General features: G+C 69.2%; 6 protein-coding genes and 1 pseudogene. 3 read left to right on the top strand and 4 right to left on the bottom strand.

Translation table 11 applies throughout. The features are described 5' to 3' along the window. Positions 1 to 158: 158 nt before the first annotated feature. From YWW_RS0115115 to YWW_RS0115105, 3 genes are read left to right on the top strand one after another with little or no spacing between them, the layout of a single operon-like run. Positions 159 to 3,014 carry a glycosyl hydrolase family 95 catalytic domain-containing protein gene (locus YWW_RS0115115; RefSeq protein WP_026930761.1) on the top strand — a complete coding sequence of 952 codons (2,856 nt, stop codon included), beginning with the start codon at positions 159 to 161 and terminating at the stop codon, positions 3,012 to 3,014. 18 nt (positions 3,015 to 3,032) lie between these two features. Then, positions 3,033 to 6,788 (top strand): beta-galactosidase, LacZ type, encoded by a 3,756-nt coding sequence (gene lacZ, locus YWW_RS0115110; RefSeq protein WP_026930760.1) that lies wholly within the window; start codon positions 3,033 to 3,035, stop codon positions 6,786 to 6,788. Positions 6,789 to 6,841: 53 nt separating this feature from the next. Further along, positions 6,842 to 8,182, top strand: coding sequence for an RICIN domain-containing protein (locus YWW_RS0115105; RefSeq protein WP_051325870.1), 1,341 nt, complete (start codon positions 6,842 to 6,844; stop codon positions 8,180 to 8,182). Between the two features lie 140 nt (positions 8,183 to 8,322). Here YWW_RS0115105 and YWW_RS30735 read toward each other — a convergent pair whose 3' ends face one another. The 4 genes and pseudogenes from YWW_RS30735 to YWW_RS30725 form a co-directional block, all read right to left on the bottom strand. Next, positions 8,323 to 10,101, bottom strand: coding sequence for a family 43 glycosylhydrolase (locus YWW_RS30735; RefSeq protein WP_081687480.1), 1,779 nt, complete (start codon positions 10,099 to 10,101; stop codon positions 8,323 to 8,325). Between the two features lie 164 nt (positions 10,102 to 10,265). Further along, positions 10,266 to 10,667 (bottom strand): RICIN domain-containing protein, encoded by a 402-nt coding sequence (locus YWW_RS38000; protein ID WP_342673575.1) that lies wholly within the window; start codon positions 10,665 to 10,667, stop codon positions 10,266 to 10,268. A gap of 45 nt (positions 10,668 to 10,712) precedes the next feature. Then, positions 10,713 to 12,311: pseudogene (locus tag YWW_RS30730) on the bottom strand (glycoside hydrolase family 43 protein); the annotation flags it as partial. A gap of 23 nt (positions 12,312 to 12,334) precedes the next feature. Continuing rightward, positions 12,335 to 12,697 (bottom strand): RICIN domain-containing protein (locus tag YWW_RS30725; RefSeq protein WP_035704595.1); only part of this gene is annotated, 363 nt, incomplete at its 5' end.

The raw sequence follows: 12,697 nt of genomic DNA, 5'->3' as shown, positions 1-12,697 counted from the left end.
GCCGCGTCATAGATCTGATGTTTCACCTCGCCTCCTTCTCGGAGAGTACTTTAATACAGGCAAATATTCGCAGTCTTGACTCTATAGATCTAATCTTTATAGACTGTCGTCGATACAAATCGTGACGGCCGCGTTGGCGGCCTCCCCGGAGGATCGACATGGCAGAGCTGCCGCGAAGGCGATTGTTCAAGTACGGAGCGGCCGGAGTCGCGGCGCTTCCACTCCAATGGGCCTCCTCCCCCGGCACCGCATCGGCCGCGCCTCCCGCAGTGGAGGCCGCCGACGACCTGGCGCTGTGGTATGACGAATCGGCCGGCTCGGACTGGCTGCGCGCGCTGCCGGTGGGCAACGGCCGACTCGGCGCGATGGTGTTCGGCAACACCGATACCGAACGCCTCCAACTCAACGAGGACACGCTCTGGGCCGGCGGGCCGCACGACTACGGCAACCCCGCCGGGGCCGACGCCCTCCAGCAGATCCGCCAACTGGTCTTCGCCGACCAGTGGAGCCAGGCCCAGGACCTCATCAACCAGACCATGCTCGGCAGGCCCGCCGGCCAGCTCGCCTACCAGCCCGTCGGCAACCTCGACCTCGCCTTCCCCGGCATCGGCGGGAGCTCCGAGTACGAGCGGTGGCTCGACCTGACCACCGCCACCACCGGCGTCAGCTACCTCGCGAACGGGGTGCGCTACCAGCGCGAGGTCATCGCCACGGCCACCGACCAGGTCATCGCCGTGCGCCTCGGCACCGACACCACCGGCCGGATCTCGTTCACCGCCACATTCGACACCCCGCAGAACGCGTCGAAGTCCAGCCCCGACTCCCGCACCATCGCCCTCGACGGGAAATCGGGCGACCACCGCGGCATCGCCGGCTCGGTCAGGTTCCTCGCGCTGGCGCGGGCCGTCGTCCAAGGCGGGAGCGCATCCAGCTCCGGCGGCACGCTCCAGGTCTCCGGCGCGGACACCGTGACCCTGCTGATCTCAATCGGGACGAGCTATGTCGACTACCAGAACGTGAACGGGGACTACCAGGCGATCGCCTGGGGCCACCTCGACTCCGCGACGGACGCCCCGTACGACGACCTCCGCTCCCGGCACGTGGCCGACTATCGGGAGCTGTTCGACCGCACCACCATCGACCTCGGCCGCACCCCCGCGGCGGACCAGACGACCGACGTCCGCATCTCCCGGCACGACACCGTCAACGACCCGCAGTTCTCGGCCCTGCTGTTCCAATACGGCCGGTACCTGCTCATCGCCTCCTCGCGGCCCGGCACCCAGCCGGCCAACCTGCAGGGCCTGTGGAACGACTCGATGACCCCGGCGTGGGAGTCGAAGTACACCCTCAACGCCAACCTGCCGATGAACTACTGGCCGGCCGACTCGACGAACCTGTCCGAGTGCTTCGAGCCGGTGTTCGAGATGATCGACGACCTCACGGTCACCGGTGCCCGAACCGCCGACGTCCAGTACGGAGCCGGCGGCTGGGTCACGCACCACAACACCGACGGCTGGCGCGGGTCCTCAGTGGTCGACGACGCCAGGTGGGGCATGTGGCAGACCGGCGGGGCATGGCTCGCCACCATGATCTGGGACCACTACCGGTTCACCGGCGACCTCCAGTTCTTGGAGGCGAACTACCCCGCGATGAAAGGCGCGGCCCAGTTCTTCCTGGAGACCCTGGTCGAGGATCCGAACTCGGGCCGACTGGTGACCAACCCGTCGAACTCGCCGGAAATGCTCCACCACCCGGATGCGACCGTGTGCGCCGGGCCCACCATGGACAACCAGATCCTGCGGGACCTGTTCGACGGCTGCGCCGGTGCCAGCGAGGTCCTCGGCGTCGACGCGGACTTCCGCGGCCAGGTCCTGTCCGCCCGGGACCGGCTGACCCCGATGCGGATCGGCTCGCGCGGCAACATCATGGAGTTCCTCCACGACTGGATCGAGACCGACCCGCACCACCGGCACATCTCGCATCTCTACGGCCTGCATCCGAGCAACCAGATCACCAAGCGCGGCACCCCTGAGCTGTTCGAGGCCGCCCGCCGCACCTTGGAGCTGCGCGGCGACGAGGGCACCGGCTGGTCGCTGGCCTGGAAGATCAACTACTGGGCGCGCATGGAGGAGGGCACCAGGGCGCACGACCTGATCCGTCTGCTCGTGACCCCCGAGCGGCTCGCGCCCAACATGTTCGACCTGCACCCGCCGTTCCAGATCGACGGCAACTTCGGCGCAACCTCGGGGATCGCCGAGATGCTGCTGCAAAGCCACAGCGGCGAGCTGCATCTGCTGCCCGCGCTGCACTCCGCCTGGCCGACCGGGAACGTCGCGGGCCTGCGCGGGCGCGGCGGCTACACCGTCGGCGCCACTTGGAGCGGCGGCCGGATCGACGAGTTCACCCTCGAGGCCGACCGGGACGGCACCGTCAAGGTCCGCAGCCGCATGTTCACCGGCGACTACGAACTGGTCGACGAGAGCAGTGGCGATTCGGTCCAGGCCGAGGAGCTCGAATCCGGTCTGATCGAGTTCGCCGCCCAATTCGGTCGCACCTACCGGGCGACCTCGCTCGGAACGGGATCGGTGGTGGAGCCGGGCGTGCACTACCGGCTGGTGGCGCAGCACTCGGGGAAGGCGGCCGACATCGAGGGCGCCTCCACCGCCGCCGGCGCGGCCCTGATCCAGTGGTCGCTCCACGGCGGGACCAACCAGCAGTTCGACTTCCTCGACTCCGGAGACGGCCACTACCGGATTCGGGCCCGCCACTCCGGCCTGGTCCTCCAGACGGCGGGCAACGGCACCGGCGCCGACATCACCCAACAGGCCGACACCGGAGTCGCCGCCCAGCAGTGGGAGGTCATCGACCACGGCGACGGCACCGTCAGCCTGGTCAACCGCGCCAGCGGCCTGGCCATGGACGTCTGGTCGGCCTCCGCCGACGACGGCGCCCGCATCTCCCAATGGCACTACACCGCCGATCCCAACCAGCGATTCACCCTCCAGCACACCTGATCCGGTTAGGAGCAGACGATGCCCAACCCACCTGAACAAGACCGGCGGGTGCAGCGCCGGACGGTCCTCGGAGGCGGTCTCGCCGCTTTTGGGAGCGCTTCACTTCCCTTGGCGGCGACGCCCGCGGCGGCGGAACCCGAAGAGGCCGCGTCGCCCGAGACCGGGGAGACCGCACCGGCGTGGACCGATCCGCCGAACGGCTACCCGGAGTGGAACAACAACATCGGGATCTTCGCGGTGGGCGCGGAACCGGCGCATGCCACGTTCATGCCGTACGCCGACCTCCAACAGGCGCTGAACGCGGACCGGACCGACTCGCCGCACCGACTCGGTCTCGACGGCGACTGGCGCTTCCAGCACGTCGACCGCCCGTCCGACCGCGACACCGACTTCTGGCGGACCGACCTCGACGACGACTCCTGGGCCACCGTCCAGGTGCCGTCCAACTGGCAGCTCGACGGCTACGACTTCCCGATCTACACCAACTTCACCTATCCGTGGTGGGGCGCCAACGGCGAGCACGAGAACGCCCAGCCGCCGTTCGCCCCGACGCGGTTCAACCCGGTCGGCCAGTACCGGCGCACGTTCGAGCTGCCGTCCGCCTGGCAGGGCCGCCGCGTCCTCCTCCATTTCGAAGGCGTCAAGTCCGGCTTCTACCTGTGGGTCAACGGCACCAAGGTCGGCTACCGCGAGGGCTCGTACACGCCGTCCGAATTCGACGTCACCGACCATGTCCACGCGGGGACCAACCTCATCGCCGTGGAGGTCTATCGCTTCCCGGACGGCGACTGGATGGAAGACCAGGACATGATCCGGCTCTCGGGCATCTTCCGACCGGTCTTCCTCTACACCCTCCCGACCGTGCACCTGCGCGACTTCAAACTCGACACCCCGCTGCGGGACGGCTTCACCAATGCGGACCTCGCGGTCACGGCGGCCGTCCGCAACGGCGAAGGCGGACACTCGGGAACCTACACGGTCGAGACGCAGCTCTACGACCACGACCGGCAGCCCGTCTGGTCCGAGCCGCTGCGAACGCAGGTGGACATCGGATCGGTCCAGCCCGGACGGGACGCGACCGCCCAGGGCGCCAAGGCCGTCCAAGGCCCGAGGCTCTGGTCGGCCGAGCATCCGCACCTGTACACGGCGGTGCTCCAGCTGCGCGACCCGTCGGGCACGGCCGTCCAGATCGTGTCGGCGCGGATCGGCTTCCGCGAATTCGCGATCGTCGACGGTCTGATGCGGATCAACGGGCGGCCGGTCTCCCTGCGCGGCACCAACCGCCATGAGAACGACCCCGACCACGGGCAGGCGCTGACCCGCGAGGACATGGTCCGCGACATCGCGTTGATGAAGCGGCTCAATATCAACGCGGTCCGCACCGCGCACTACCCGAACCACCCCGACTGGTACGACCTCGCCGACGAGTACGGCCTCTACGTCATCGACGAGGCCAATCTCGAGACCCACGGCGTCCGGGACGACTACCCCGCCTCAGATCCGGCGTGGACCGCGCCCGTGATCGACCGGGCGGCGCAGATGCTCCACCGCGACAAGAACCACCCTTCGGTCGTCATCTGGTCCCTCGGCAACGAGGCCGGCGGAGGCGACAACTTCGTCGCGATGCGCGACTGGATCCGCTCGGCGGACCCGACGCGCGTCATCCAATACGAGGGCGACAACCGGCCCCAGGTCAGCGATGTCCGCTCGCAGATGTACAACACGCCCTCCGGCATCCGGGACCGCGCCCTGGACACCGGGGACAGGCGGCCGTACATCCTCATCGAGTACTCCCACGGGATGGGCAACTCCAACGGCAACTTCAAGGAGTACTGGGACGTCATCCGGGAGTACCCGGTCCTGCAGGGCGGGTTCATCTGGGACTTCGCGGACCAGAGCCTGCGGTGGCCGGTCCCGCTCGGCGGCGGGGCGAGCTACCTCGCCTACGGCGGCGACTGGGGCGACGACCCCAACGACGGCAACTTCTGCGCCAACGGCATCGTCTCGACCGAGCGGGAGCCGACCGGCAAGGCCGCCGAAGTCAAGCGGATCTACCAGGCGATCAACGTCTCCGCAGGCGCCGACATCGCCGGGGGCGCCGTCCGGATCGCCAACGAGCACCTGTTCACCAACGTGAGCGAATTCGACGGCGAGTGGTCGCTGCTCGCCGACGGCGAAGCCGTCCAGAGCGGCACCCTCACCCCCGAGCAGCTCGACGTCCCTCCGCTGTCGGACAAGACGATCCAGGTGCCCTTCCAGCGCCCGGCCGACCCGGCCCCGGGGGAAGAGCACTTCCTGCGGTTGTCGTTCAAGCTCACCTCCGCCACGCGGTGGGCCGACGCCGGATTCGAAGTCGCGGCGCAGCAGCTTCCGGTCGACTTCGACAGCCCGCCGGTCGAGCCGATCCCGCTCCCGGAGGTGCCGACGCTGGCCGCCTCGGAGACCGCCGACGGCGTCACCGTGACCGGCGCCGACTTCACCGTCACGATCTCCAAGAGCACCGGCGTGATCACCGCGTACGAGGCGATGGGCATGCGACTGGTGGACTCCGGCCCGATCCCGAACTTCTGGCGGGCGCCCACCGACAACGACCGCGGCAACGGCCACCCGAACCGCAACGGCACCTGGCGAAGAGCGGGCGCCGACCGGACCGTGACCGAGTTCGGCGTCGAACGGCCCTCCGACCGCTCCGTGCGGATCGCCGTCGAGGGCACGCTGCCGACGAGCGTGCAGTCGACCTACACCACGGTCTACACGGTCTACGGCAACGGTGAGATCAAAGTGGACAATACGTTGCACCCGGGCTCGGGCAGCCTGCCGTACATCCCCGAGGTCGGCACGATCCTGTTCCTGCCCAGTGCCCTGGAGCAACTGCGCTACTACGGTCGCGGCCCTGAGGAGAACCACTGGGACCGCAACAACGGCACCGATGTCGGCGTCCACTCCTCGACGGTGACGGACCAGTGGACCGGCTACATCCGGCCCCAGGAGAACGGCAACAAGACCGACGTCCGCTGGGCGGCCCTCGTCGACGGCGGCGGCCGCGGCCTCCTCGCGGTCGGCGAGCCGCTGCTGGAGGTGAACGCGTCCCACTTCACCCCCGAGGACCTCTCGGTCGGCACCCGGCACGACTACCAGTTGCGCCCCCGCGGGGAAGTCGTGCTGCGGCTGAACTACAAGCAGACGGGCGTCGGCGGCGACAACAGCTGGGGCGCGCAACCCCACGACCAGTACAAGCTGTTCGCCAACCGCGACTACGCCTACACCTACCGGCTCAAGCCGCTTCCGGACCTCGGCCAGGCGATGGCGCTGGCCAGGCGGCCCACGGAGACCGCCCCCAGCGGTGGACCGGTGGAGCCGGGCATGTTCTACCGCTTGGTGGCGCAGCATTCGGGCAAGGCCGCCGACATCGAGGGCGCCTCCACCAGAGCCGGGGCCGCGCTCCTCCAATGGACGGCGAACGGCGGAACCAACCAGCAGTTCGAGTTCCTCGAATCCGGCGGCTACTACCGCGTCCGCGCCCGCCACTCCGGCCTGGTCCTCCAGACGGCGGGCAACGGCACCGGCGCCGACATCACCCAGCAGGCCGACACCGGAGTCGCCGCCCAGCAATGGGAGCTCGTCGACCACGGCGCCGGCACCATCAGCCTGGTCAACCGCGCCAGCGGCCTGGCCATGGACGTGTGGGAGGCCTCGACCGACGACGGCGCCCGCATCTCCCAATGGACCCTCACAGGCGATGCCAACCAGCAGTTCAACCTGCAACGCGCCTGAGACCACCCCGCCAGGGGTGTCACACCCAGTTCGACAAGGAAAAGGAGTCCACAATGCCTCCAGACGAATACTCCCGGACAGTGCCGCGACCGCGGCGGCGCATACGATCGAGGATCCTCGCCTTGATCGCGATCGCGGCCACGGCGTTCGCCGTCGTGGCGACCGCGAACGGCGCCTCCGCGCAGGAGACGAACGAGAGCGCCGGATGCGGCACCTCGCCGAACCTGTCGAGCGGCACGCACAACATCAATGTCAACGGCACCAACCGCAGCTTCATCCTGGATGTCCCCGACAACTACGACAACACCTACGCGCACCGGCTGATCTTCGGGCTCCACTGGTGGGGCGGCACCGCCGAGCAGGTCGCCGGGGGCGGCAGCGACGGCGCCGTCTACGCCCACTACGGGCTCAAAGCGCAGGCGAACGGCACCGCGATCTTCGTCGCGCCCCAGGGCATCGACAACGCCTGGCCCGACACGGGCGGCAGGGACGTGGCCTTCATCGACGCCATGATCCAGCGAATCGAGAGCACCCTGTGCGTCGACCAGTCGCAGCGCTTCTCACTGGGGTTCAGCTACGGCGGCGCCATGAGTTACGCGCTCGCGTGCGCGCGGCCGAACGAGTTCCGCGCGGTCGCGGCCATCGCCGTCCCCGGACCGGTCAGCGGATGCAACGGCGGCGGCCAACCGGTCGCCTACATGGGCATCCAGGGCGTCACCGACAGCATGCCCCAGGCGCGGGCGATGCGCGACAGGTTCGTGGGCAACAACGGCTGCACCCCGCAGAACCCGCCCGAGCCCGCCTCGGGCTCCGGCACCCACATCACCACGGCCTATTCCGGCTGCCAGGAAGGCTATCCGGTGGTCTGGGCCGCCTTCGACGGCGGGCACCAGCAGGGGCCGGTCGACGGGTGCACCGGCTGCGAGAGCGGCGCCAACAGCTGGGTCAAGGGCGAAATATGGAACTTCTTCACCCAGCTCGGCGACTTCGAGCCGCCCGAGCCCGGCCCGAGCGGCGAGGTGGCGAACGTCGCCGCCGGGAAGTGCCTGGACGTCTCCGGCGCCTCGCAGAGCAACGGCGCGGCGGTGCAGCTGTGGGACTGCCACGGCAGGGCCAACCAGCAGTGGGCCTCCACCGATGCCGGCGAGTTGCGGGTGTACGGGGGCAAGTGCCTGGACGCCGAGGGCTACGGCACCGATCCCGGCACGCGGGTGCACATCTGGGACTGCCACGGCGGAGCCAACCAGCAGTGGCGGGTGAACGCCGACGGCTCGATCACCGGCGTCCAGTCCGGCCTGTGCCTCGACGCCGACGGCGCGGGAACCGCCAACGGCACCCAGGTGATCCTGTGGACCTGCCACGGCGGGTCCAATCAGCAGTGGGCACTGGAGTGAGGCCGCGAGCGGCGCGGCGCGACCGCTCATGACGAAATCGAGCGGGTAGTCCGGTGACCCGGACTACCCGCTCTTTCCCTCACTCGATTGAAGTCGTCACGCCCGGATCCGATGCTTTCGGCGCCGCGCGGTGCCGCGTCTCATCGCAGGTCCCATCGCTGGTTGCTCCCGCCGTGGCAGGTCCACAGCTGGACCAGGGCGCCGTTGGCGGTCGAGGCCCCGGACACGTCCAGGCACAGGCCCGACGCCACGCCGACGATGGAGCCGTCGGAGCGCATGTCCCACTGCTGGTTGTCGCCACCGTGGCAGGTCCAGATGATGACCTCGGTGCCGTCGCCGGTCCCGCCTTCCGAAGCGTCCAGGCACCGCCGGTCGCCGCCCGAGTAGACGCTCAACTCCCCCGCCGGGGTGTAGCTCCACTGCTGGCCGGGACCGCCCGAGCAGTCCCAGAGGCGCACCTGGGTGCCGGGCTCGATCGACTGATCCGGCACGTCGAGGCATTTCTCGGCGCCGAGCCCGAGGACCTCGCCGCCGGTGCCGCCGCCGCTCCCGGACGGCTCGAACCGCCACCAGTCCACGTTGAACAGGTGCCCGCTGCCGCCGGTGAACCGCAGATACAGGTCGTGCTTCCCGATCGCGCCGCTCACCGGGCAGGTCACCGCCTGCCAGGTCTGCCAGCCGCCCGTGACCGGAACGTCGCAGCTCCCGACGAGCGCGCCCTCGGGGCCGTCGAGGCGGAGTTCGACCGTGCCGCCACCGCCGGCCGAGGCCGCGCTCGCGTTGAACGTCGCCGCGCCCGCACCGAAGTCGACGCCTTCGACCTTGATGTAGTCACCGTTCTCGATCCAACCGATGTTCATGCCGCCCTCGCTGGAAGGCTCGGTCTCGATGCCGCTCGACCAGGCGATCGTCTCGGCCTCTTGGCGGACGTAGGGATCGAACACGCCGTTCTGCGGCGCCCCGGCCGCGGTCATGTCGATGGTCGGGATCGTGCCGTCGGCGTTGTACTCGAACTGCTCGACGGCGACCGAGCGGGTGAAGCCGCCGCCTCCGGGCAGGGCACCGTTGTGGTAGAAGAAGTACGACCCTCCCTTGTAGTCGATGATGCCGGGATGGTTGGTGAAGCTGCTTCCCTGGGTGGGCATGACCGTGCCCCGGTACGTCCACGGCCCGGTGGGCCCGGGCGCCGTCGAATAGGCGATGTGCTCGGAGCAGCATTCGGCGGCGTACACCATGTAGTACAGGCCGTCGCGCTGGTAGACCCAGGGTCCTTCCTCGTAGAGGGTCGGCCGCTCGCTGTCGCCGGTCCGCTCGCCGAAGCCCTCGGTGGTGAGCGGGATCTGGTTCACGCCGCCGGAATAGGACACCATGTCCTCGTTGAGTTCGACGTACCACAGGTTCGGGTTGCCCCAGTACAGGTAGGCCTGGCCGTCGTCGTCGATGAAGACCGCCGGGTCGATCTCGCCGTTCTCGACCAGCGGGTGGCCGAGGGCGTCTTCGAACGGGCCGGTGGGGCTGTCGGCGACGCCTACGCCGATCGCCATCCGGCCGGTCGCGTCGTTGACGACCGGGACGTACCAGTAGAACTTGCCGTTCCGCTCGACGGTATGGCCCGCCCAGGCGTCCTGCCTCGCCCAGGCGAAGGTCTCGATGCTCATCGGGGATCCGTGGTCGGTCCAGTTCACCATGTCGTCGGACGACCAGACGCGCCACTCTCGCATGTCGAACCATGTCGAGCCGTCCTCGTCATGTCCGGTGTAGAGGTAGACGCGACCGTCGTGCACCAGCGGTGCCGGGTCGGCGGTGTAGACGGTCTGGATGATCGGGTTGTCGGCCTTGGCCGCGGTCGGGAACAGTACGGCGACGGCGAGCGGCAGCAGCAGTGCCGCCGTCAAAGCGGCATGGAGTGTCCGTCTCATCGGTGAGGCCTCCTTTCTCAGAAGTCGATGGATCGGCCGGGCCGGCCGAGAGGTGAGGGTCGGTCGGCCCGGTTTCGGCGGCCCGCCTCGGTACGGCGGGCCGCCGGTCGCCGCGGCTCGGGACGCGGGCTCCCGGCCTCGGCGGCACCCCTCACGGGGCGGTCTCAGGCGCGTTGCAGCGCGAAGCGCTGGTGAGCGCCGGCGGTGTAGTTCCATTGCGAGATGCGGGCGCCGTCGGCCGTCGAGATGTTCCAGACGTCCATCGCAAGGCCGCTGGCACGGTTGACCAGGCTGACCGTGCCGCCGCCGTGGTCGACGACCTCCCACTGCTGGCTCGCGGCGCCGGTGTCGGGCTGCTGGGTGATGTCGGCGCCGGTGCCGTTGCCGGACACTTGGAGCACCAGGCCGCTGTGCCGGGCCCGGATGCGCCAGTAGCCTCCGCCGGAGTCGAGGAAGTCGAACTGCTGGTTCGTTCCGCCGTGGACCGACCACTGGATCAGGGTCGCCCCGGGCGCGGTGGAGACGCCCTCGATGTCGGCCGCCTTCCCGCTGTGCTGCGCCACCATGTGGTAGGACACCCCGGGCTCCGGATAGGACGAGCCCGATCCGTCGGGCGTGGCGACGGTGAAGCTTCTGACGGTCACGGCGCCGCCGAGGGACCGGGTCGCGTAGTTGAACACGGCGAAGCGGTAGCCCATGAAGAACTGCCAGGCGTTCTTCAGCGTGAAGCCCGGTCCCAGACGGGTGAAGTCGGTCCCGTCGGCGCTGTAGGAGAACAGGGCCTGGCGGCCCGAGCCGGGCCGGATGTCGGCCTCGACGCGCAGCCACACCGTGCCGCCGGACAGGCCGGTGGCGGCGGCTTCGGTACCGGTCGAGATCGTGTTCCAGTCGGAGTCCATCTCGATGCCGTTCACCATGACCACGCGGTTCGCGCCGCCCTCGCGTTCGACGCCGATCCAGGCCGAGGAGTCGCGCAGCATCGCCAGCCCCGACCGGTCCCCGTTCGCCATGCCCGAGACGTCGAGCTCGACCGTGGCCATCGACGTGGGCCCCTGGATCCGGTGCGTGAGCGTGTTCCGCGCCCAGTACAGGTCGTTCGTGACCGTGGCGGTCTGCAGACGCAGCCCGTCGCCGGTCGACCAGCGGCCGTCGTCGGGGTTGTGGTTCCACTCCCACTTCGGCGCCAGGGCCGCCCCGTCGAAGGTGTCGACGCCGGTCAGCGGTTCGGTCGGGCGCGGCGTCAGGTTCGGGAAGGGGTACTCCCTCCCCCACGCGCCGTTCACGGTCTGGAGCTGGGGCCATCCGTCCCAGCTCCACGTGATCGGCGCGAGCGTCGGCATCCGGCCGCCGGGATAGGCGTCGGTGAAGGCCATGTAGTACCAGTCCCCGTTCGGGGTGTCGACCAGGCCGCCCTGGTGGGGCACGCCGCCGCCGTCGATCGGGCCGGGCAGGTTCAGCAGCACCTGGCGCATCTCGTACGGCCCCCACGGCCCGGAGGTCGATTTGAGGATGTACTGGCCGTTGGCGGGGCGGGTCAGGAAGATGTAGTAGTTCCCGCCGATCTTGTAGAACCGGGAGCCCTCGAGCACGCCCGGCGGGTCCGGGGTCTGGAAGACCGCCTGGTCGCGGATCTGACCTGTCGCTCCGGCGTTGAGCTGGGCGACGCGGATCTCGGTGTTGCCGTAAGCGACGTAGACGGCGTCGTCGTCGTCGAACAGCAGGCCCGCGTCGAAGTACGACCGCCCGATCTGCGCGTGCCGCGTCCACGGTCCTTCGGCGGCCGGGGCGGTGTAGACGTAGGTGCTCGCGAAGTCGATCTGGCCGATCCAGTAGTACCGGCCCTCGCTGGGGCGGTAGCCGATCGAGGAGGCCCAGATGCCGCGGACGTAGCCGCGTCCGCCGTTCAGGTCGTATTTGGACCCGAAGTCGAGCCGGGGCACCGAATGGCCGGCGAACTCCCAGTTGACCAGGTCCCACGAGCGCAGCACCGGGGCTCCCGGCGAGTAGTGCATCGTGGAGGCCGACAGGTAGAAGGTGTCGCCGACGCGGATGACGTCGACGTCGGCGAAGTCCTGCCAGATCGCCGGATTGGTGAAGGTCTGCTGGGCCTGGGCCCCGGTCGCGGGGATGCCCACAGCCGACGCTGCGAGCATTCCCGCTCCGGTGGCCAGGACCGTGCGGCGGGTGCCGGTGCGGTCGAGCCATGACATGAGAGATCACTGTCCTTCGATGCTTATCCGTGGGTCCATTGTTGGTTGGTGCCCCCGTGGCAGGACCACAGGTGGACCAGCGACCCGTTCGCCGTGCCGTAGCCCGACACGTCCAGACACAACCCGGACTGGACGTTGGTGATCGAACCGTTCGCATTGAGATTCCAACGCTGGTTCGACCCGCCGTGGCAGTCCCAGATGATCGCCAAGGTCCCGTTCGCCGTCCCTGCGCCCTCGGCGTCCAGACACTTGCGCGAGGACCCCGAATAGACCGTCAGCTCACCGGCATCGGTATAGGTCCACTGCTGATTCGACCCGCTCCAGCAGTCGTAGATCTGCACCTGCGTCCCGTTCTGCGTCGACTGGTTCGGCACATCCAGGCACCG

Source organism: Glycomyces tenuis DSM 44171 (assembly GCF_000427885.1).
Taxonomy (GTDB): domain Bacteria; phylum Actinomycetota; class Actinomycetes; order Mycobacteriales; family Micromonosporaceae; genus Glycomyces; species Glycomyces tenuis.
The sequence above is the reverse complement of the archived record's forward strand: the minus strand, read 5'-3'. Positions and strand labels throughout refer to the sequence as shown.